18 protein-coding genes are annotated in these 20,758 nt (G+C 71.7%); 6 read left to right on the top strand and 12 right to left on the bottom strand.

Annotated features, from left to right (window positions below; translation table 11 throughout):
* Nucleotides 1–209: 209 nt before the first annotated feature.
* The gene (locus EU555_RS02240; protein WP_205820742.1) at nucleotides 210–2,069 is read left to right on the top strand and encodes a tetratricopeptide repeat protein; all 1,860 of its coding nucleotides are present in this window, start codon (nucleotides 210–212) and stop codon (nucleotides 2,067–2,069) included.
* Between the two features lie 86 nt (nucleotides 2,070–2,155).
* The gene (locus EU555_RS02235) at nucleotides 2,156–3,043 is read left to right on the top strand and encodes a 4-(cytidine 5'-diphospho)-2-C-methyl-D-erythritol kinase (RefSeq protein WP_135412798.1); all 888 of its coding nucleotides are present in this window, start codon (nucleotides 2,156–2,158) and stop codon (nucleotides 3,041–3,043) included.
* A gap of 116 nt (nucleotides 3,044–3,159) precedes the next feature.
* Here the strand turns inward: EU555_RS02235 and EU555_RS02230 are convergent, their stop codons facing one another.
* Nucleotides 3,160–4,188, bottom strand: coding sequence for a polyprenyl synthetase family protein (locus tag EU555_RS02230; RefSeq protein ID WP_167858412.1), 1,029 nt, complete (start codon nucleotides 4,186–4,188; stop codon nucleotides 3,160–3,162).
* Between the two features lie 204 nt (nucleotides 4,189–4,392).
* Between EU555_RS02230 and EU555_RS02225 the strand changes: the two genes are divergently transcribed.
* Complete coding sequence (locus EU555_RS02225; protein WP_135412796.1) at nucleotides 4,393–4,626, top strand: putative signal transducing protein; 234 nt, start codon at nucleotides 4,393–4,395, stop codon at nucleotides 4,624–4,626.
* Nucleotides 4,610–5,380 (top strand): tRNA1(Val) (adenine(37)-N6)-methyltransferase, encoded by a 771-nt coding sequence (locus EU555_RS02220; protein WP_135412795.1) that lies wholly within the window; start codon nucleotides 4,610–4,612, stop codon nucleotides 5,378–5,380. The genes EU555_RS02225 and EU555_RS02220 overlap by 17 nt, the downstream gene beginning before the upstream one ends.
* 5 nt (nucleotides 5,381–5,385) lie before the next feature.
* Here EU555_RS02220 and dprA read toward each other — a convergent pair whose 3' ends face one another.
* From dprA to EU555_RS02195, 5 genes are all read right to left on the bottom strand, one after another.
* Nucleotides 5,386–6,573 carry a DNA-processing protein DprA gene (gene dprA, locus EU555_RS02215; protein ID WP_135412794.1) on the bottom strand — a complete coding sequence of 396 codons (1,188 nt, stop codon included), beginning with the start codon at nucleotides 6,571–6,573 and terminating at the stop codon, nucleotides 5,386–5,388.
* 55 nt (nucleotides 6,574–6,628) lie between these two features.
* Nucleotides 6,629–7,228, bottom strand: coding sequence for a glycerol-3-phosphate 1-O-acyltransferase PlsY (gene plsY, locus EU555_RS02210; RefSeq protein ID WP_135412793.1), 600 nt, complete (start codon nucleotides 7,226–7,228; stop codon nucleotides 6,629–6,631).
* Nucleotides 7,228–8,523: a dihydroorotase gene (locus EU555_RS02205; protein ID WP_135412792.1), complete on the bottom strand. Its 1,296-nt coding sequence runs from the start codon at nucleotides 8,521–8,523 to the stop codon at nucleotides 7,228–7,230. Before EU555_RS02205 ends, plsY begins: the two co-directional genes overlap by 1 nt.
* A complete protein-coding gene (locus EU555_RS02200) occupies nucleotides 8,520–8,927 on the bottom strand; it encodes an endonuclease domain-containing protein (protein ID WP_135412791.1) in 408 nt (135 codons plus the stop codon). The genes EU555_RS02205 and EU555_RS02200 overlap by 4 nt, the downstream gene beginning before the upstream one ends.
* A gap of 237 nt (nucleotides 8,928–9,164) precedes the next feature.
* Entirely contained in the window at nucleotides 9,165–10,112 is a 948-nt protein-coding gene (locus tag EU555_RS02195; protein WP_135412790.1) for an aspartate carbamoyltransferase catalytic subunit, read from the bottom strand.
* A gap of 190 nt (nucleotides 10,113–10,302) precedes the next feature.
* On the opposite strand from EU555_RS02195, the gene topA reads away from it, so the two are divergent.
* Nucleotides 10,303–13,047, top strand: a complete 2,745-nt coding sequence (gene topA, locus EU555_RS02190) for a type I DNA topoisomerase (protein WP_135412789.1) — start codon at nucleotides 10,303–10,305, stop codon at nucleotides 13,045–13,047.
* 620 nt (nucleotides 13,048–13,667) lie between these two features.
* Nucleotides 13,668–15,326: a GMC oxidoreductase gene (locus EU555_RS02185; RefSeq protein ID WP_135412788.1), complete on the top strand. Its 1,659-nt coding sequence runs from the start codon at nucleotides 13,668–13,670 to the stop codon at nucleotides 15,324–15,326.
* A gap of 91 nt (nucleotides 15,327–15,417) precedes the next feature.
* Here EU555_RS02185 and gatB read toward each other — a convergent pair whose 3' ends face one another.
* The 6 genes from gatB to EU555_RS02155 form a co-directional block, all read right to left on the bottom strand.
* Nucleotides 15,418–16,890, bottom strand: a complete 1,473-nt coding sequence (gatB, locus tag EU555_RS02180; protein ID WP_135412787.1) for an Asp-tRNA(Asn)/Glu-tRNA(Gln) amidotransferase subunit GatB — start codon at nucleotides 16,888–16,890, stop codon at nucleotides 15,418–15,420.
* A gap of 266 nt (nucleotides 16,891–17,156) precedes the next feature.
* Entirely contained in the window at nucleotides 17,157–17,471 is a 315-nt protein-coding gene (locus EU555_RS02175; protein WP_425375071.1) for a hypothetical protein, read from the bottom strand.
* Nucleotides 17,462–18,991, bottom strand: coding sequence for an Asp-tRNA(Asn)/Glu-tRNA(Gln) amidotransferase subunit GatA (gatA, locus tag EU555_RS02170; protein WP_425375070.1), 1,530 nt, complete (start codon nucleotides 18,989–18,991; stop codon nucleotides 17,462–17,464). Before gatA ends, EU555_RS02175 begins: the two co-directional genes overlap by 10 nt.
* 28 nt (nucleotides 18,992–19,019) lie before the next feature.
* Nucleotides 19,020–19,307, bottom strand: coding sequence for an Asp-tRNA(Asn)/Glu-tRNA(Gln) amidotransferase subunit GatC (gene gatC / locus EU555_RS02165; RefSeq protein WP_135412784.1), 288 nt, complete (start codon nucleotides 19,305–19,307; stop codon nucleotides 19,020–19,022).
* Between the two features lie 113 nt (nucleotides 19,308–19,420).
* Nucleotides 19,421–19,888 carry a hypothetical protein gene (locus tag EU555_RS02160; RefSeq protein WP_135412783.1) on the bottom strand — a complete coding sequence of 156 codons (468 nt, stop codon included), beginning with the start codon at nucleotides 19,886–19,888 and terminating at the stop codon, nucleotides 19,421–19,423.
* Between the two features lie 133 nt (nucleotides 19,889–20,021).
* Entirely contained in the window at nucleotides 20,022–20,723 is a 702-nt protein-coding gene (locus EU555_RS02155; protein ID WP_135412782.1) for a metal-dependent hydrolase, read from the bottom strand.
* Between the last annotated feature and the right edge of the window lie 35 nt (nucleotides 20,724–20,758).

Here is a 20,758-nt window from a genome sequence, read left to right as displayed (position 1 = left end):
CGCCGAACGGAGGTCTTTCGCCGCGCAGCTCGGACACCGTCACGGTCATCCATCTCCGATCGCGGCCGGCCGGCGGGAGGGCGAGGAGGGCGGCCCCGACACATCGCCGCCGCCGTTTGGTCTTGCCGCTGCCCCGCGCAGGGTCCAATGTCACGCCCGATTTCGCGCGCCGGCGCCGCGGCCGGCGCGATCACGGAGCCACGAGCTTGGTGCCCACGATCCGAATCCCCGCCCCCCGCCGCGGACGCGCGCTCGCCGCGCTGGCTCTCCTCCTCTGCGCCTCGACGGCGCCGGCCCTGGCGGCGCGGCTGCCGGCGCGGGAGTTCGCGGCCTCGCAGGCCTACGAGCCGGCGGACTCGCTGGAAGGCAACTTCCTGGCCGCCTACATCGCCGGCGCCTCCCGCGACACCGCCGCCGCCGCCACCTATTACCGCGAGGCGGTGAAGGGCGATCCCCGCAACGCGGAACTCCTCGAGCGCTCCTTCGTGGCCCTGCTGGCCGACGGCTCGCTGCCGGAGGCCTTCCGGGCCGCCGAGAAGCTGACGCAGCGGGACGGGGCCAACGGCCTCGCCCAGCTCGCCCTCGGGGTGCAGAAGATCAAGGCCAAGCAATACGGTGCGGCACGGCAGAACCTGCAGCGCGGCGGCAAGGGGGCGGCCGCCGACCTGACCTCGACCCTGCTGACCGCATGGTCCTATGCCGGCACCAACGAGGGCAAGAAGGCGCTCGAGACCATCAACAAGCTCAAGGGCGAGCGCTACTACAACGTCTTCCGCGACTACCATGCCGGCCTGATCGCGGCGCTGGTCGGCGACAAGGTCGAGGCCGAGCGGCGGCTCAAATCCGCCTACGACGCCGACCGCAACACGCTGCGCATCGTCGACGCCTACGGCCGCTTCGAGGCCGAGTCGGGCCGGCCCGACCTCGCGGTGGCGGCCTACCAGGAATTCGACAACATCCTGCCGCGCCACCCGATCGTGCGCGACGCCCTCGACAAGCTGAAGGCCGGCAAGCCGCTGACGCCGCTGATCGGCTCGGCCCAGGAGGGCGCGGCGGAGGTGCTGTACGGCCTCGGCTCGGCCGGAACCTCGCAGGGCGACGAGCTGCCGGCGGTGGTCTACCTGCGCCTCGCCCTCTACCTCGCGCCCGAGCATTCCCTCGCGCTCCTGACGCTGGCCGACACCCTCGAGCGGATGAAGGCGCCCGACCGGGCGAACGAGATCTTCGCCCGCATGCCGGCGAATTCACCGCTCAAGCTCAACGCCGACATCCAGATCGGGCTCAATCTCGAGCAGATGGGCAAGGGCGACGAGGCGCTCGCCCATCTCGACCAGGTCGCCAAGACCTATCCCAACGACATCGACGTGATCTCGGCGCTCGGCAACGTCCAGCGCTCGCGCAAGAAATACGCCGAGTCGGCCCAGACCTACACCAAGGCGATCGACCTGATCGGCGACCAGCCGGCGCGCAACTACTGGACCCTGTACTACTTCCGCGGCACGTCCTACGAGCGGGCCAAGGAGTGGCCGAAGGCCGAGGCCGACCTCAAGAAGGCGCTCGAGCTGGTGCCGGCGACGCAGCCCAACGGCCGCGCCCAGGTGCTGAACTACCTCGCCTATTCCTGGGTCGACCAGAACCAGAACATCGACGAGGCCTTCCGCATGCTGAAGCAGGCGGTCGACCTGCAGCCGCGCGACGGCATGATCATCGACAGCCTGGGCTGGGCCTATTACCGCCTCGGCCGCTGGGACGACGCGGTGCGCGAGCTTGAAAAGGCGATCGAGCTGAAGCCCGGCGACCCGACCATCAACGACCACCTGGGCGACGCCTACTGGCGCAGCGGCCGGCGTCTCGAGGGCAAGTTCCAGTGGCAGCACGCCAAGGACCTCAATCCCGAGCCCGAGGACCTGGTGAAGATCGACGCGAAGCTCAAGGACGGGCTGCCGGAGCTGGAGAAGCCCGCCGCCACCGCCGAGAGCCAGCCCGCGGCCCAGCCGGAGATGCCGAAGGGCGCCCCCGCCCCGAGCGAGCCGCCGGCGATGGGCACGGAGACGAAGAGCGGGGGCTGATCGCGCCTCGCCCACAGCCGAGATGACATCGCGGGCGCGGCGCCGGACAGGCGCCGCGCCCTTATGTCCGTTCGAGAGACGTTGACGTGCCGACCCTCGCCACCCGCGCGCCCGCCAAGATCAACCTGACCCTGCACGTCCTCGGCCGCCGCCCCGGCGACGGCTATCACGCCCTCGAGAGCCTGGTCGCCTTCGCGGGATCGGGCGCGGGCGACCTCCTGACCCTGGAGCCAGGGCCGGTGCTCGACCTCGCCGTCTCCGGCCCGACCGCCGGTCCCGCGGGTCCGCTCGACGACAACCTGGTGATGCGGGCGGCCCGGCACCTCGCCGCCGAACTGCCCGGGCTCACGGTCGGGCGCTTCCATCTCGTGAAGCGCCTGCCGGTGGCGGCGGGGATCGGCGGCGGCTCCTCGGACGCGGCCGGGGCTCTGCGGCTGCTCGGGCGCCTCAACGGCCTGTCGCCCGACCACCCGGCCCTGATGGCGGCGGCGCGCCGCACCGGAGCCGACGTGCCGGTCTGCCTCGATCCCCGGGCCCGGATGATGCGCGGCGCCGGCGAGGCGGTCGGTCCGGCGGTGAGCCTGCCATTGCTCCCGGCGGTGCTGATCAATCCCGGCGTGCCGGTCGAGACGGCGCCGGTCTTCCGCGCCCTGGGGCTGAAGGTCGGGGAGGCTCATCCCCTCGCCGCACACACGCATCCCGAAATCGGCGACGGCACCGGCCTCGACGATCTCCTGGCGCGCATCGCGCCGGCCCGCAATGATCTCGAAGCCCCCGCCCTCACGGTCGCGCCGGTGATCGGCGACACCCTCGCGGCCCTGCGCGACCAGCCGGATTGCCGCCTCGCCCGGATGTCGGGCTCCGGCGCCACCGTGTTCGGGCTGTTCTCCCACCGCTCGGCGGCGGCGCGCGCCGCCCGGGCGATCGCGGCGGCGCAGCCGGGCTGGTGGGTGCGGGCGACGCTGCTGCGCTGAGGTCGCCTTCGCCGGGACGGTCGGGGCGCGCCCGCACGCTCCTCGTGCGGCGCGGCGTCCCGGCCCCTTCAGGGCCTCGTTCCACCGTGCGGACGGGCAAGCATGCCCGCGACGCGCTACCGCGCCCGGGCGACGCAGAAATCGACCGCTTCGAGCAGCGCCTGCTTCATCGGGGCGTTCGGAAACAGGGCGAGCGCGTCCTTGGCCATGGCGCCGTAGTGGCGGGCGCGCTCGATCGTGTCCTCGAGGGCGCGGTGGCGGCGCATGATCGCGATCGCCGCGTCGAGGTCGCGGGGCTCCTCGATCTCCTGACGCTCCAGGGTGCGGCGCCAGAACGCCCGCTCCTCGTCGCTGCCGCGGCGGAACGACAGCACCACTGGCAGGGTGATCTTGCCCTCGCGAAAATCGTCGCCGACGTTCTTGCCGAGGTCGGCGCTGGTGCCGCCGTAATCGAGGGCGTCGTCGACGAGCTGGAACGCAATGCCGAGATTCATGCCGTAGCTGCGGCAGGCGGCGATCTCGGATTTCGGCCGCTCGGCCAGGACCGGCCCGACCTCGCAGGCGGCGGCGAACAGTTCGGCGGTCTTCGCCCGGATCACCGCCAGGTACTCGTCCTCGGTGGTCTCGGTGCTGCGGGCGGCGGTGAGCTGCATCACCTCGCCCTCGGCGATCACCGAGGCGGCCGAGGACAGGATGTCGAGGGCGCGCAGGGAGCCGACCTCGACCATCATCTTGAAGGCCTGGCCGAGCAGGAAGTCGCCGACGAGGACGCTGGCCTCGTTGCCCCACTTGATCCGGGCCGCGACCTTGCCGCGGCGCATGTCGCTCTCGTCGACGACGTCGTCGTGCAGGAGCGTCGCGGTGTGCATGAACTCGACGCTGGCGGCGAGCTTCACGTCGCCGTCGGCGGACCTGTCGTAGCCCGACAGGGCCGCGGTCGCGAGGGTCAGGATCGGGCGCAGGCGCTTGCCGCCCGAGGAGATGAGGTGGTTGGCGACCTCCGGGATCATCGTGACGTCGGAGCCGGTGCGCGACAGGATCATCGCGTTGACGCGCTCCATCCCGCCCGCCACCAGCGCCACCAGGGCGTCGAGGCTGGCCTCCGGGTCGGAGGGTGTGTCCTGAAGGGGAAGTACGACGCCCACGCCCGCGCGATCTCCACAGAACCGCCCCGGACCGCGGGGCTCCTCGATCATTGCCCGCCCCCTTTGGCACGCGAGCGCCCCCGGCGGCAACACGCAAGCTGCCGCAAGGCGCCGCCGCGGTCGGGCCGGGCCGGGGATGCGGCGCAACGGACGCGCTGGTGTGGTAAGGCCGCCGCGACCACCCGGAAGGAGAGCGCCCGCGCCATGATCGAGCTGATCCGCAGCAACGACCCCGTCCTGATCGGCTTCGCGGAATCGCTCCTCGACGGCGCCGACATCCCGGTGCTGGTGGCCGACAACCACATCAGCGTGATGGAGGGGATGATCGGCGCCTTCCCGCGCCGGCTGCTGGTGCCGGAGGACCACGCCCGCCAGGCCCGCCGCATCCTCACCGATGCGGGCCTCGCCCACGAGCTGCGCGATGCCCCGGGCCGCTGAGCCCGATTCTCGTCCCGGGCCGGAAGCCTGGCTCGGCGGGCGGCTCACGCTGCGCCAGCCGCCGCGCGGCGCCCACCGGGCCGGAACCGACGCGGTGCTGCTCGCGGGCGCGGCCGGGGCGCGGCCGGGCGAGACCGTGTGCGACCTCGGCGCCGGCACCGGGGCGGTCGGGCTCGCGGTCGCCCGCGCCCACCCGGAAACGCAGGTGATGCTGGTCGAGCGCGACCCGGAGGCGGCGGCCCTGGCCCGGCTCAACGCGCAGGAGAATGGGCTGGCCGCCCGCGTGCGGGTGATCGAGGCCGACGTGACGGCGCCGGGCCGGGAACGGCGTGCCGCCGGCCTCCTGCCCGACACGGTCGCCCTCGTCCTCACCAACCCGCCCTTTTTCGAGGCCGGCCGGCATCGGGCCTCACCGGTCGCGGCCCGGGCCGCGGCGCACGGCTTCCCCACACCCGACGGGCTGGAAGCGTGGCTGCGCACCTGCGCCGACCTGCTGCGCCCCGGCGGACGGCTGGTGCTGATCCACCGCGCCGACGCCCTGCCGGCCTGCCTCGACGCGATGGCGGGGCGGTTCGGGGCGCTCACCGTCACGCCGGTCCAGCCGCGGGCGGATGCCGCGGCGATCCGGGTGCTGGTGGCGGGCGTGCGCGGCAGCCGGGCCCCGTTCACCCTGGCGCCGGCCCTGGTGCTGCACGGGCCGGACGGGCGATTTACGGACCGGGTGGAGGCGATGCACCGGGGCGAAGCGCGCTGACGGGATCACCGCAGCGACACCGCCCCGCCCGGGTGCCGCCAGATCGTCCCGTCCAGTTCCAGCTCCATGAGGAGCCCCTGCACGACCCGCGCCGATAGGCCGGCCTGGCGCGCCAGGGCATCGGCCGGCACGGGCGAGGGCCCGAGAAGCCCGAGCAGGAGCGCCCGGTCGTCCGCGGCCGCCGGCCGCGGCGGGTCCGCGTCGATCGGGCTCTGCGCCGGCTCGGCCGCCATGGCGGTGACCGGCTCGGCGGAGAAATCGGTCTCGTCCCAGTACAAAGCCGGCTCCGGCCGGTCCGCCGCGTCCTCGGCTCCCGCATCCGGCGCGGGCCTGCCGATCAGGGGCGAGAGCACCGCCATCACGTGCTCGGGGGCGGCGCAGAGGGTGGCGCCGTCGCGGATCAGGTCGTTGGTGCCCTCGGCGCGGGGGTCGAGGGGCGAGCCCGGCACGGCGAAGACCTCGCGGCCCTGCTCCAGGGCGAAGCGGGCGGTGATGAGCGAGCCGGAGCGGCGCGCCGCCTCCACCACCACGGTGCCGAGGCAGAGCCCCGAGATGATGCGGTTGCGGCGCGGGAAGTCGCGGCCCCGCGGCTCCCAGCCCATCGGCATCTCGGCGACGACGGCGCCACCGTTCTCGAGGATGCGCGCCACCAGCTCCTCGTGCTCCGACGGGTAGATCCGGTCGTGCCCGCCGGCCAGCACCGCGACCGTGCCGGTCCCGAGCGCCGCCTTGTGGGCCCGCGCGTCGATGCCGCGGGCCAATCCTGAGACGATCACCAGCCCCTCGGCGCCGAGCGCGTGCGACAGGCGCTCGGTGAAGGTGAGGCCGGCGGCCGACGCGTTGCGTGAGCCGACGATGGCGACCGACGGGCGGTTGAGGCAGGCGGCGTCGCCCCGGATGGCGATGAGCGGCGGCGCATCGGCGGTGGCCTGGAGCGGCAGCGGGTAATCGGGTTCGCCCATCGCCACGAGGCGCGCGCCGAGACGGGCCGCCGCCGCCATCTCGCGCTCCGCCTCGGCCCTGGTGGCGACCCGGATCGGCTTGCCCCGGGCCTTGGCGAGACCCGGCAGGGCCTTGAGCGCCGCACCGGCGCCACCGAAGCGGTTCACCAATCCCCGGAAGGTGCGCGGGCCGACGCCCTCCGAGCGGATCAGCCGGAGCCAGTCGAGCCGCTGCGCGTCGCTTAACTGCACGACCCTCTCCCCTCAAAGGTCCCTGGAACCTTGGGTGAGGGTCAGCGTCAGACCTTCAGCCCTTCTGTCCGATGCGCCCCTCGGTCCCCGCTGCGAGGCGGCGGATATTGGGCGCGTGCTTCCACCATAGCAGCAGGGCGAGCACGCAGAACAGCACCGCGAGGCGCCCCTGACCGAAGGCCCACAGGGCGGCGGGGGTGGCGGCCGAGGCCGCCAGCGCCGAGGCCGAGGAGTAGCGGAGCAAGGCCGCGAGGCCGAGCCAGACGACCGCGAAGACCAGGACGCCGAGGGGGAAGAGGCCGAGCAGCACGCCGATGAAGGTGGCGACGCCCTTGCCGCCCTTGAAGCCGAGCCAGACCGGGAAGAGATGGCCCAGGAAGGCGCCGAGCCCGGCGGCGAGGGCCGCCTCCGGCCCGCCGAGGCGCGACGCGAGCAGCACCGCGGCGGTGCCCTTGAGCGCGTCGCCGAGCAGCGTCGCTGCGGCGAGACCTTTGCGGCCGGTGCGCAGCACGTTGGTGGCGCCGATGTTGCCCGAGCCGATCGCCCGCACGTCGCCGAGGCCGGCGAAGCGGGTCAGGATCAACCCGAAGGGAATCGCGCCGAAGAGGTAGCCGACGACGAGCCAGAGGGCGATCTGCGACCAGTCCGGCGCCATCAGCGCGGCTCCTCGATGCGGTGGACGATGCGGCCGGCGACCATCGTGAGGGAGGCCCGCCCCTGCAGCCGCGCCTCGTCGAAGGGCGAGTTCTTCGAGCGCGACTTCAGCTGCCGCTTGTCGAGGACGTAGGGCGCGTCCGCGTCGATCAGGACGAGGTCGGCGGGGCTGCCTGCAGCGAGGCGCCCGGTCTCGCGCCCGAGCACCCGCGAGGGCGCCGCCGAGAGGGCGGCGAGGAGCCGCGGCAGGCTGACGTCACCGGCATGCACGAGCCGCAAGGATGCGGCGAGCAGGGTCTCGATCCCGAGCGCGCCGTCGGCAGCCTCGGCGAAGGGCAGGCGCTTGGTCTCGACGTCCTGCGGGTTGTGGTCGGAGACGACGACGTCGATCACGCCCTCGTTGAGCGCCGCCACCACGGCCTGGCGGTCGGCTTCGGTCCGCAACGGCGGCGAGAGCTTGCAGAAGGTGCGGTAGTGGCCGATGTCGTTCTCGTTCAGAACGAGGTTGTTGACCGAGACGCCGCAGGTGACGGGAAGCCCCGCTTCCTTCGCCCGCCGCACGATCTCGACCGAGTCGGCGCAGGAGATCATCGCCGCGTGGTAGCGCCCGCCGGTCAGGCGCACGAGGCGGATGTCGCGCTCCAGAAGAATCGTCTCGGCCTCCCGCGGGATGCCGTGAAGGCCGAGCCGCGAGGCCATCTCGCCCTCGTTCATCACCCCGTCGCCGACGAGCGTCGGCTCCTCGACGTGCTGCATCAGCAGGGCGCCGAAATCGCGGGCGTAGGTGAGCGCCCTGCGCATCACCTGGGCGTTGGTGACGGCCTTGAGCCCGTCCGTGAAGGCGACGGCGCCGGCCTCGGTGAGCAGGCCGAACTCGGTCATCACCTGGCCGGCGAGGCCCTTGGTGATGGCGGCCGCCGGCAGGACGTGGGTGCTGGCGGTGTCGCGGGCCCGGCGCAGCACGAAGTCGACGATGGCCGGATCGTCGATCGGCGGGTTGGTGTCGGGCATGCACACCAGCGTGGTCACACCGCCGGTGGCGGCCGCGGCGCTGGCGCTGGCCAGGGTCTCGCGATGCTCGGCCCCCGGCTCGCCCACGAAGGCGCGCAGATCCACGAGGCCGGCGGTGAGCACCTGGCCCCCGCACTCGATCACCTCGGCGCCCTCCGGCAGGGCCGCGGGCTTGCCCCAGTGGATGTCGGCGATCCGACCATCGCGGACGAGCACCGCGCCCGGCCCCTCGCGGCCGGAGGCGGGGTCGATCAGGTGGGCGTTGGTGAGGAGGAGTGTGGTCATCGTGTGGGCCGCTCAGAGTGCGGGGACATGGCAGAGCGTCGCGTGACGGCGGCGAGCACGGTGCCGAGCGCGAGTTGAGGATTGCCGAGAAAGATCTCATTCGAGAACCGCATGATCTCGAAATCCTGGCTACGGAGCCAGGCATCCCTGGCAGCGTCGCGTTTGCGGCGTTCGGCGGTCTCGTGCGGTTCGCCGTCGAGTTCGACGATCAGTCGGGCGGACGGACAAAGGAAATCGACGATGTATGGCGTGATGGGGACTTGCCGCTTGAACTTGTGGCCGGAGAGACGGCCTGCGCGGACTTGGCTCCAGAACAGGGCTTCCGCGTGGGTGGAAAGCGAGCGCTGGTCCTTCGCAAAGTTCCGTAGACGGCCGGAAACGGGATTTCGCTTCTCCTGCTCCATCCACCCCTCCTCAAGCCTGCCGCCCCCGACCCTCCCCCCTCTGCGGGGGAGGGTGCCCGGCGAATGCCGGGCGGGAGAGGGGAACCACGCTGCCGGATAAAACTGAACCGTTGTGAGAGGCGCCAAGTCCTGAACCGTCGCGCCGCCCCTCTCCCGGCTCACTCCGTTCGCCACCCTCCCCCGCAGAGGGGGGAGGGATGGGCCGCAGCGCCCTTCACGAACACCACGCCTTCCTACTCACGCGTTCGGCAGGTGCGTGGCGAGCGCTTCCAGCACCGCCATCCGCACCGCGACCCCCATCTCGACCTGCTCCCTGATCAGCGACTGCGCCCCGTCGGCGACCTCGGACGAGATCTCGACGCCGCGGTTCATCGGGCCCGGATGCATCACCAAGGCGTCGGCCCTGGCGTGGCGCAGCTTGTCGCCGTCGAGGCCGAAATACCGGAAATACTCCTTCACGGAGGGCACGAAGGAGCCGTTCATCCGCTCGCGCTGCAGGCGCAGCATCATCACGATGTCCACGTCCTCGAGGCCCGCCCGCATGTCGGTGAAGACCTCGACGCCGAAGCGGGCAAGGCCCGGCGGCAGCAGGGTCGAGGGGCCGATCACCCGCACCCGGGCGCCGAGGGCCTGGAGCAGGATGATGTTCGAGCGCGCCACCCGCGAATGCAGGACGTCGCCGCAGATCGCGATCGTCAGACCCTCGATCCGGCCCTTGTTGCGCCGGATGGTCAGGGCGTCGAGGAGGGCCTGGGTCGGGTGCTCGTGGGCGCCGTCGCCGGCATTGACCACCGCGCAATCGACCTTGCGGGCGAGGAGATGCACCGCGCCGGCCTGGTGGTGGCGCACCACGATGATGTCGGGCCGCATCGCGTTGAGGGTCGCGGCGGTGTCGATCAGGGTCTCGCCCTTCTTCACCGATGAGGAGGCGACCGACATGTTCATCACGTCGGCGCCGAGGCGCTTGCCGGCCAGCTCGAACGAGGACTGGGTCCGGGTCGAGGGCTCGAAGAACAGGTTGATCTGGGTGCGACCGCGCAAGGTCGTGCGCTTCTTCTCGACCTGGCGGCTGATCTCGACGGCCTCGTCGGCACGGTCGAGCAGCGCCCCGATATCGAGGGGCGAGAGGCCCTCGATGCCGAGGAGGTGGCGGTGCGGGAAGCCGGGGGGTGCCTGGGTGCTCATCCTGAGCGAAGGGCTATAGGAGCCGGGGGGGCCCGCCGCAAGGATGTGGCACGGGACGCGCGTCGGTATTTGACAACGGCCGTGTCATCACCCACTTGTCCGCTTCGCCGCGCGAAAACCCGCGCCGGCCGCCCCGCACAAGTTGAAGCCCGATCTGCCGCGGTGTGCTCCTCGAAAAGGCAAGCCGTCTATGAAAGTCGTCGTCGTCGAGTCGCCGGCCAAAGCCAAAACGATCAATAAGTACCTCGGCAGCGACTACGAGGTGCTGGCCTCGTTCGGGCATATCCGCGATCTTCCGGCGAAGGACGGCTCGGTCGATCCCGAGCAAGACTTCCACATGCTGTGGGAGTTGGAGGATCGCGGGGCGAAACGCGTCGCCGAGATTGCGAAAGCCGTGAAGGGCGCCGACACGCTGATCCTGGCGACCGACCCGGATCGCGAGGGCGAGGCGATTTCCTGGCACGTGCTGGAGGCGCTGCAGGCCAGGAAGGTGCTCAAGGACGTCGCGGTCGAGCGCGTCACCTTCAACGCCATCACCAAGGACGCGGTCGAGACCGCGATGGCCCAGCCGCGGGCGATCGACCAGGCCCTCGTCGACGCCTACCTGGCGCGGCGGGCGCTCGACTACCTCGTCGGCTTCAACCTCTCGCCGGTCCTGTGGCGCAAGCTGCCGGGCGCCCGCTCGGCCGGCCGGGTGCAGTCGGTGGCGCTCCGCCTCGTCTGCGACCGCGAGCGCGAGATCGAGACCTTCAAGCCGCGCGAGTACTGGTCGCTCGTCGCGACGCTCAAGACGAGGAGCGGCGGGGTGTTCGAGGCGCGGCTCGTCGGCGCCGACGGCAAGCGGATCCAGCGCCTCGACGTCGGCACCGCCGAGGAGGCCGAGGCCTTCCGGCGCGACCTGGAGCTTGCCACCTTCACGGTGGCGCAGGTCGAGGCCAAGCCCGCCAAGCGCCACCCGCAGCCGCCCTTCACCACCTCGACCCTGCAGCAGGAGGCCTCGCGCAAGCTCGGCCTCGCCCCGGCCCAGACGATGCGGGTGGCGCAGCGCCTCTACGAGGGCGTCGAGATCGGCGGCGAGACCGTCGGCCTCATCACCTACATGCGGACCGACGGCGTCGACATGGCGCCGGAGGCGGTCGCCCAGGCGCGCCAGGTGATCGGCGCCGAGTACGGCGACGCCTACGTGCCGGGCGCGCCCCGCAAGTACAGCGTCAAGGCCAAGAACGCCCAGGAGGCCCACGAGGCGGTGCGCCCGACCGATCTCGGCCGGCTGCCGAAGGACGTCGCCCGCTTCCTCGAGCCGGAGCAGGCGAGGCTCTACGAGCTGATCTGGACCCGCACGGTGGCGAGCCAGATGGAATCGGCGGAGCTGGAACGCACCACGGTCGATATCGGTGCCCAGGTCGGCCCGCGCCGCATCGACCTGCGCGCCACCGGCCAGGTGGTGAAGTTCGACGGCTTCCTCACCCTCTACCAGGAGGGCAAGGACGACGAGGAGGACGAGGAATCCCGCCGCCTGCCCGCGATGGCGGCCGGCGACGCTCTGACCCGCGAGCGCATCGCCGCGACCCAGCACTTCACCGAGCCGCCGCCGCGCTACTCCGAGGCGAGCCTGGTCAAGCGGATGGAGGAACTCGGCATCGGCCGGCCCTCGACCTACGCCGCCGTGCTGCAGGTCCTGCGCGACCGCGAATACGTCAAGATCGATAAGAAGCGCCTGGTGCCGGAGGACAAGGGCCGGATCGTCACCGGCTTCCTCGAGAGCTTCTTCCGCCGCTACGTCGAGTACGACTTCACGGCCGACCTCGAGACGCAGCTCGACCGGGTCTCGAACGCCGAGATCGACTGGCGGGCGGTGCTGCGCGACTTCTGGCGCGACTTCTCGGCGGCGATCGCCGGCACCAAGGAGCTGCGTACGGCGGAGGTGCTGGAGGCCCTCAACGGGCTGCTGGCCGAGCACATCTTTCCGGCCAAGGCCGACGGCTCGAACCCGCGCGCCTGCCCGAATTGCGGCAGCGGCCAGCTCTCGCTCAAGCTCGGCAAGTTCGGGGCCTTCGTCGGCTGCTCGAACTATCCCGAGTGCAAGTACACCCGCCAGCTCAACGCCACCGGCCTCGACGGCGACGGCGAGGGGGCGGGCGAGGGCGGCCAGCCCGGCGTGCGGGTGCTCGGCGACGATCCCGAGACCGGCCTGCCCGTGACCCTGCGCGACGGCCGCTTCGGCCCGTTCGTGCAGCTCGGCGAGGCCTCGGCCGAGAAGGGCGCCGAGAAGCCCAAGCGCTCCTCCCTGCCCCGCGGCCTGTCGCCCTCGGCCGTCGACCTGGAGAAGGCGCTGAAGCTCCTGTCTCTGCCGCGCGAGGTGGCGCGCCACCCGGAGACCGGCGAGCCGATCCTGGCCAATATCGGCCGCTACGGCCCCTACGTGCAGCACGGCAAGACCTACGCCAATCTCGGCAAGGACGACGACGTGCTGGAGGTCGGCGCCAACCGCGCCATCGACCTGATCGTCCAGAAGGAGCAGGGCGGCGGGCGCCCGGCGCAGGATCCGGGCCGGCTGATCGGCACCGCACCGGAGACCGGCAAGCCCGTCACCGTCAAGGCCGGCCGCTACGGCGCTTACGTCACCGACGGCGAGATCAACGCGACCTTGCCGAAGGGCGCCTCGGCGGATGCCGTGACCCTCGACGAGGCCCTGCGCCTGATCGCGGCCCGGCGCGAGGCCGGGGGCGGGACGAAGAAGAAGACGGGCGCGCGCAAACCCGCGGGCAAGACGGCGAAGGCCAAGGCCTCCGACGGCAAGACGGGTGAGGCCGACGGCGAGGCCGGCTCCGCGAAGCCCACGGCCCGGAAGGCGGCCGCGAAGACCGCTGCCGCCAAGAAGGCCCCTGCCAAGAAGCCGGCCGCCAAGGCTGCGAAGAGCGCGGCGGGGGAATAGCCGGGGGCGATCCTTCGCCGATCAAGCGCGGGATCCCCTCTCCCGTGTGGGAGAGGGGTAGGGGTGAGGGTGACCCGCTTCAGTGTAAAGCTTTGAGCGTCGCGCCGCGCAGCTCGACAGTTCAGGATCATTGCGGAAACCGAGCCACCCTCACCCCCGGCCCCTCTCCCACACGGGAGAGGGGGGATCCCGCGCCTATTCTTGCCTCGGACAGTCCCGCCAATGGCGAGGCGAACGACTCGCCGGCTCGATCGTCGTCGAAGCCCACGGAGACTTGCGGACGGTGCACCCGCAGGGCACCGGCTCCGCCACCCCTCGCCTTTCGCCCTTCGCACGCACCACGCGCCTGCCGGTCCGTCGAGGGTCGAAGCCTCGTCGAACGGACACTCACCCTTTCGACAATCACTCACCCTCGAACGTCGTAACATCACTATAATTCCCGCCTCTCTGCGCGCCCTCCCCATCCCGATGGCTCATTCGCGCGCTCGATAAGACGATTTTCTTCTACAGTATCGCTGTTTTATCTGCCGGATGTGCGGTGCGACCTTGCAATACCAGCGACGTGCTGCGGCACGCGGGTATTGCGGAGGCCGGCACCGCTCATTGTCGGAGCAGAGGCCATGATTTCAGACCATTGCGAGGGTATCGAGACGGGGCGTCACGATGTCTGCATCATCGGCGCCGGGCCGGCCGGCCTGTCCCTCGCCCTGGAGCTGCGGCGGCTCGGCCTCTCGGCCCTGATCCTCGAATCCGGCGGCGCGCGCCCCGAGCCGTCGGCCCAGGACCTCTCCGGCGCCGACCTCGCCGATCCGGCCCGTCACGACGACATGAGCATCGCGGTGGCGCGCCGGCTCGGCGGCACCTCGAACCTCTGGGGCGGGCGCTGCCTGCCCTTCGATCCCGTCGACTTCCGACCCCGGCCCGGCATGCCCGACTGGCCGATCGGCCTGGCCGATCTCGCGCCGTTCCTGCCGACCGCGTGCCGGTTCGCCGCCTGCGGCGAGCCGGTCTTCGAGGCGCCGATGGCCGGCGTCGCGGTCGAGGACGACGCCTTCTCGGTCACGCGGCTCGAGCGCTGGAGCGGCCGGCCCCGGTTCCAGGTCTCCCACGCGGACGCCCTCGCATCCGACCCGCTGATCGACATCCGCCTGCACGCCACGGTGGTCGACATCCGGTTCGACGAGAGCGGCGCCGCCCGCGCGGTCGTGGTGGCGCGACCCTCCGGCGAGCGGCGGACGGTGCCCGTCGCGCGGCTCGTGCTGGCGGCCGGCGGGCTCGAGACCACGCGCCTGCTGCTCGCCCTGCAGCGGCGCCGGCCCGCCCTGTTCGGCGGGCCGGACGGGCCGCTCGGCCGCACCTATATGGGCCACGTCATCGGGGAGATCGCCGACGTCACCTTCGCGTCGGACGCAATCGACGCGGCCTTCGACTTCCAGCGCGACCCAGAGGGCTACTACGTGCGCCGCCGCTTCGTGCCGAGCCCGGCGCTCCAGGCCGAGCACGACCTCCTCAACGTGGCGTTCTGGCCGGTGATCCCCCGGATGGCCGATGCCGGCCACCGCGACGCCTTCCTGTCCCTCGCCTTCCTGGCCCTGTCCTTCGACCCCGTCGGCCGCGTCCTGCTGCCGGACGCCCTGCGGGTGCGCCACGTGCCGAAGGCGGTCGCGCGCTGGCCGCACCTGCGCAATGTCGGCCGGAACCTGCCGGCGGCGCTGGTCGAGGGGACGCGGGTCGCCTGGCAGCGCTACGCCGCGGCGACGCGGCTGCCCGGGCTGTTCGTGCGCAATGCCGGCCGGCGCTACGGCCTGTCCTACCACTCGGAGCAATCGCCCCGGGCGGAGAGCCGCGTGCGGCTCGGCGACCGCACCGACGCCACAGGGCTGCCGCGCCTGCACATCGACTACCGGGTCCACGAGGATGACGCGCGGGCGGTGGTGCGGGCCCACGACCTGTTCGCGGGCTGGCTCGCCCGGACCGGCCTCGGGCGTCTCGAGTACCGGCAGCCGGCGGAGCGGAACGTCGAGGCGGTGATGCGGCAGAGCGGCCACGGCACGCACCAGATCGGCACCGTCCGGATGGCCGATGCGCCGGGACGCGGCGTGGTCGATCGCAACCTGCGGGTGTTCGACGCATCCAACCTCTACGTGGCGAGCGCCGCCGTGCTGCCACGCTCCGGCCAGGCGACCCCGACCCTGACGGTGGTCGCCCTGGCGGTGCGCCTCGCCCACCACATCGCCGCCGAGGCGGCGCGGGTCGAGGTGCTCCGGTCCGCCGCCTGATCTTGGCGGGAGCCAAGCCAGCGGCGCGAGGCCGCACGAAAAGCGCGGACGATCCGCGCCTCGCCCTCGACCGGAGAGGCGCGGCTCGCGCCTACTCGATGCCGAGCTTCGCCTTCAGGAGCGCGTTGACCGCCGCCGGGTTGGCCTTGCCGCCGGTGGCCTTCATGGTCTGGCCGACGAACCAGCCGAGCAGGGTCGGCTTGGCCTTGGCCTGCTCGACCTTGTCCGGGTTCGCCGCGATGATCTGGTCGATCGCCGCCTCGATCGCGCCGGTGTCGGTGACCTGGCGCAGGCCGCGGCTCTCGACGATCTGGCGCGGGTCGCCGCCCTCGCTCCAGACGATCTCGAACACGTCCTTGGCGATCTTGCCCGAGATGGTGCCGTCGCCGATGAGGTCGACGATCGCGCCGAGCTGGGCCGCCGAGACCGGGCTGTCCTCGATGCCCTTGGCCTCCTTGTTCAGGCGGCCGAACAGCTCGTTGATGACCCAGTTCGCCGCGATCTTGCCGTCGCGTCCCTGAGCCACCGCCTCGAAGTAGTCGGCCGAGGCGCGCTCGGCCACCAGCACCGTCGCGTCGTAGGGCGACAGGCCGTAGGACTCGATGAAGCGGGCCTTCTTGGCATCGGGCAGTTCCGGCAGGCCGGCGGCGAGGCCGTCGACGAAGGCCTGGTCGAACTCGAGCGGCAGCAGGTCCGGATCCGGGAAGTAGCGGTAATCGTGCGCCTCTTCCTTCGAGCGCATCGAGCGCGTCTCGCCCTTGTTCGGGTCGAACAGGCGGGTCTCCTGCTCGATCGTGCCGCCATCCTCGATGATCGCGATCTGGCGGCGCGCCTCGACCTCGATCGCCTGGCCGATGAAGCGGATCGAGTTGACGTTCTTGATCTCGCAGCGGGTGCCGAAGGGCTCGCCGGGCTTCCTCACCGAGACGTTGACGTCGGCGCGGAGATTCCCCTTCTCCATGTCGCCGTCGCAGGTGCCGAGGTAGCGCAGGATGGTGCGCAGCTTCGTCACGTAGGCCTTGGCCTCCTCCGACGAGCGCAGGTCCGGCTTCGACACGATCTCCATCAGCGCCACGCCCGACCGGTTGAGGTCGACGAAGCTCATCGACGGGTGCTGGTCGTGCAGAGACTTGCCGGCATCCTGCTCGAGATGCAGGCGCTCGATCCCGACCCGGATGCTCTCGCCGTCGGGCAAATCGACCAAAACCTCGCCCTCGCCGACGATCGGGCTCTTGTACTGGCTGATCTGGTAGCCCTGCGGCAGGTCCGGGTAGAAGTAGTTCTTCCGGTCGAACACCGAGCGGTGGTTGATCTGGGCCTTGAGGCCCAAGCCCGTGCGCACCGCCTGCGCGACGCATTCGCGGTTGATCACCGGCAGCATGCCGGGCATCGCGGCGTCGACCAGCGAGACGTTGTCGTTCGGCTCGGCCCCGAAGGCGGTCGGCGCGCCGGAGAACAGCTTCGAGCGGCTGGTGACCTGGGCATGGATCTCCATGCCGATCACCACCTCCCAGTCGCCCAGCGCGCCCTTGATCAGCTTCTTGGGGTTCACGGGAGCGTTCATGAGGGTTTGGTCTCTCAAGCGATTTCCCCTCTCCCGTGTGGGAGAGGGGCAGGGGGTGAGGGTGCTACGGTTCCGAGTCTAGCTCCAACCGTTCCGCTGCCAGCACCACGCTCGGCGATCTACACTGAAGCGTGTCACCCTCACGTGGGATCTTCGATCCCCTGCCCCTCTCCCACACCTTGCAGCGATCCCGGGCAAGCCCGGGATCGCCGGGAGAGGGGTAGGTTGCGCCTAGTAGGAAGGGTCGTACTCGCCGGTCAAGCGCGTCAAGCGCGCGGCGCGATCGTCCGGCGGGCGGTGTAGCCGAGGATCGCGTAGATCAGCGCCGCGGCGGTGCGCACGGGAAAGAAGGTCGGCAACTCCCGCCCGACCGGGGCCGGCCACGGCACGCCGAGCCCGGTCAGCACCCAGGAGACCAGCACCGACACGACGAGGGCGATCATCGCGACGAGCACCACCTTGCCGAACTGGTCCGCCTTCCAGCCGAGATACAGCGCGAGCCCGATCAGCACGGGATCGAACGCGGCCAGGATCCAGACCGAGGGCGGGTAGTAGGGGACGGTGGGGTGGTTCACGCCCACCACGCCTGCGGCAGGGCGATGCGGCCGGCCGCCTCCTCGATCACCTGGCCGGCCGCGAACAGCGTCTCCTCGTCGAAGGGACGGCCGATGAGCTGAAGGCCGAGCGGCAGGCCCTGGCCGTCGAGGCCGGCCGGCACCGCGATGCCGGGCAGGCCGGCCATGTTCACCGTCACGGTGAACACGTCGTTGAGGTACATCTCGACGGGGTCGGCATTCGCCTTCTCGCCGATGCCGAAGGCGGCGGACGGCGTCGCGGGCGTCAGGATCGCGTCGACGCCGGAGGCGTAGGCCTCCTCGAAGTCGCGCTTGATGAGCGTGCGGATCTTCTGGGCGCGGACGTAGTAGGCGTCGTAGTAGCCGGCCGAGAGCACGTAGGTGCCGATCATGATGCGGCGCTTGACCTCGCGGCCGAAGCCGGCGGCGCGGGTCTGCTCGTACATGCCGACGATGTCCTTGCCCGGGACGCGCAGGCCGTAGCGCACGCCGTCGTAGCGGGCGAGGTTCGAGGAGGCCTCGGCCGGCGCCACGATGTAGTAGGCCGGCAGCGCGTATTGGGTGTGCGGCAGCGAGACCTCGACGATCCTGGCGCCGGCGCTCTTGAGCCACTCGGCGCCCTGCTGCCACAGCCGCTCGATCTCGGCCGGCATGCCGTCGACCCGGTACTCCTTCGGGATGCCGATGGTCAGGCCCTTGACGCCCCGGCCCAAAGCCGCCTCGAAGTCGGGCACCGGGAGGTCGACGGACGTCGTGTCCTTCTCGTCGTGGCCGGACATCGAGGCGAGCAGGATCGCGGTGTCGCGCACCGTGCGGGCGATCGGCCCGGCCTGATCGAGGGAGGACGCGAAGGCGACGGTGCCCCAGCGCGAGCAGCGGCCATAAGTGGGCTTGATGCCGACCGTGCCGGTGAAGGCCGCCGGCTGGCGGATCGAGCCGCCGGTATCGGTGGCGGTGGCGCCCAGGCACAGCCGCGCGGCGACGGCCGCCGCCGAGCCGCCGGACGAGCCGCCCGGCACCAGCTTCGCGTCCGAACCCTGGCGGCGCCAGGGCGAGACGACCGGGCCGTAGGCGCTGGTCTCGTTCGACGAGCCCATGGCGAACTCGTCGAGGTTGAGCTTGCCCAGCATCACCGCGCCGTCGCGCCACAGGTTGTGGCTGACGGTGGATTCGTAGTGCGGCTGGAACCCTTCGAGGATCTTCGAGCCGGCGGTGGTGGCGACGCCGTGGGTGCAGAACAGGTCCTTGATGCCGAGGGGCAGGCCCTCGAGGGGCCGGGCCTCGCCGGCGGCGAGCTTCTGGTCGGCGACCTCCGCCATGGCCAGCGCCCGGTCGGGCGTCTCGAGCAGGTAGGCGTTGAGCACCCGCGCCTTCGCGATCGCGTCGATATGGGCCTGCGCCAGCTCGCGGGCGGAGAAATCCTTCGCCCGCAGGCCGTCGCGGGCCTGCGCCAGGGTGAGGTCGGTCAGCTCTGCCGGCTTGCTGGTCACGATCGTTTCGTCCTGTCGCGGGCCTGCCGGCCCCATCGGTGCTGTCGCGGGAATCCGGTCGAGGCTACTCGACGACCTTCGGCACCAGGAAATAGTTGTCCTCGGTCAACGGGGCGTTGAACACGATCTCGCGGGCGTGGCCGCCATCGGTGATCACGTCCTCGCGGCTCTTCATCGCCATCGGGGTCACCGAGGTCATCGGCTCGACGCCCAAGACGTCGACAGTGCCGAGCTGCTCGACGAAGGCCAGGATGGCGTTGAGCTCGTCCTGGAGCGGCGCCACCTCCTCGTCGGTGACCGCGATCCGCGCCAGGTGCGCGATGCGCCGGACCGTCTTGGCGTCGACCGACATGGGCACTCCGTTCGGGGCAAGGCGAAGAGCCGGGCTCAAGGCTTCCGGCGGCCGGGTCACGGCTGCGGGGCGCTATAGCACCGGCTTTCGCGCTGCCGCAACGGGCGCCGCCGTCAGGCCGCCGGCCTTCCGGCGGTCAGCCGGGCGATGGCGTGGCTCGTGGCATGCGGCACCTCGATCAGCACCGCCCGCGGCTTCCAATGCCGGCGCGCCTCCATGCCGCCGGTGTAGAGCACGAGGGCGGCGGTCATCAGCATCAGCTTGTGCTTGCGCGGCATCCGCCGCGGTGCGGCGGGCGGCTCCTCCGCCACCCGGGGCGCGAGCGGCACGTTGGCGGGCCGGCGAAGCCGGCGGCCGATGGCCAGGAACGCCTCCGCCGGCACCTGCCGGCGGAGGGCCGGGATCTCGGCCGAACCCCATGGGAAGCGCCCGGCGGCGGCGGGCAGCCGCCCCCGCAGCGGGCTCAGGGCGCCGTCGAGGTCCAGGGTCATCCAGCCCTGCGGCCGCGGGCCCGCCTCCGGGGCGGCGCCCCGCACCTGCCGGCCGGTCGCGAGCGCGAAGGGAAGGATGACGGCAGCCACGGCGACCTCGGGAAGCGGAACGGCAGGGTAACGATTTGGTAACCGTCCCGGCTGCGCCCCGCCACGTCAACCTTTCGTTAACCCTAACCGTCCCGCCGCGATCGCCCGCCCCGCCGGGAGGCGGCGCCCGGCGCTACTGCACGGTGACGGCGGTCCCCTTGTGCGGCACGATCACCTGCACGCCGCTGCCGTCGAGGGCGGCGACGAAGCGGTCGGCGCTCGGGTCGATGATCGGGAAGGAGCCGTAGTGGCAGGGGATGACGGCCTTGGGCTGGAAGTAGCGCGTCACCGCGAGCGCGGCGGTCTCCGCCCCCATGGTGAAGCGGTCGCCCACCGGCACCATCAGCACGTCCGGGCGGTAGATCTCCTGGATCAGCGCCATGTCGCCGAAGATGTCGGTGTCCCCCATGTGGTAGACCGTCGGCTCGCCGTCGGCGCGTACGATGACGCCGTTCGGCAGCCCGAGCGGCACCGTGACCCCGGCCTCGCTCATGCCGGCCGAGTGGTCGGCCCGCACCAGGCTGACCCGGAAGCCGCCGACATCGACGGTGCCGCCGGTGTTCATCGGCTCGAATTGCGTCACGCCCTTCGAGGCCAGCCACATGCACAGGTCGTAGTTGGTGACGACCTTGGCGCCGGTCTCGGCGGCGATCTCGACCGTGTCGCCGACATGGTCGCCGTGGCCGTGGGTGATCAGGATGTGGGTCGCGCCCTCGGTCGCGGCCGTGCGGTCGCCCGCGAAGGCCGGGTTGCCGCTGAAGAACGGATCGATCAACACGTGAGCGGAGCCGAAATCGAGACGGAAGGCGGAATGGCCGAACCAGGTGATGCGCATCGGACGATCTCCGGGCGAGAAACGCGTGAGGGCCG

Origin of the sequence: Methylobacterium nonmethylotrophicum (assembly GCF_004745635.1) — a bacterium.
Lineage (GTDB): Bacteria > Pseudomonadota > Alphaproteobacteria > Rhizobiales > Beijerinckiaceae > Methylobacterium > Methylobacterium nonmethylotrophicum.
The sequence above is the reverse complement of the archived record's forward strand: the minus strand, read 5'-3'. Positions and strand labels throughout refer to the sequence as shown.

Coding starts and splice junctions, on each gene's coding strand:
- EU555_RS02225 (WP_135412796.1), top strand. CDS start 4,393: ATGATCGAGCTGATCCGCAGCAACGACCCCGTCCTGATCGGCTTCGCG.
- EU555_RS02220 (WP_135412795.1), top strand. CDS start 4,610: ATGCCCCGGGCCGCTGAGCCCGATTCTCGTCCCGGGCCGGAAGCCTGG.
- plsY (WP_135412793.1), bottom strand. CDS start 7,228: ATGGCGCCGGACTGGTCGCAGATCGCCCTCTGGCTCGTCGTCGGCTAC.
- EU555_RS02205 (WP_135412792.1), bottom strand. CDS start 8,523: ATGACCACACTCCTCCTCACCAACGCCCACCTGATCGACCCCGCCTCC.
- EU555_RS02200 (WP_135412791.1), bottom strand. CDS start 8,927: ATGGAGCAGGAGAAGCGAAATCCCGTTTCCGGCCGTCTACGGAACTTT.
- EU555_RS02195 (WP_135412790.1), bottom strand. CDS start 10,112: ATGAGCACCCAGGCACCCCCCGGCTTCCCGCACCGCCACCTCCTCGGC.
- topA (WP_135412789.1), top strand. CDS start 10,303: ATGAAAGTCGTCGTCGTCGAGTCGCCGGCCAAAGCCAAAACGATCAAT.
- EU555_RS02185 (WP_135412788.1), top strand. CDS start 13,668: ATGATTTCAGACCATTGCGAGGGTATCGAGACGGGGCGTCACGATGTC.
- gatB (WP_135412787.1), bottom strand. CDS start 16,890: ATGAACGCTCCCGTGAACCCCAAGAAGCTGATCAAGGGCGCGCTGGGC.
- gatA (WP_425375070.1), bottom strand. CDS start 18,991: ATGGGGCCGGCAGGCCCGCGACAGGACGAAACGATCGTGACCAGCAAG.
- gatC (WP_135412784.1), bottom strand. CDS start 19,307: ATGTCGGTCGACGCCAAGACGGTCCGGCGCATCGCGCACCTGGCGCGG.
- EU555_RS02155 (WP_135412782.1), bottom strand. CDS start 20,723: ATGCGCATCACCTGGTTCGGCCATTCCGCCTTCCGTCTCGATTTCGGC.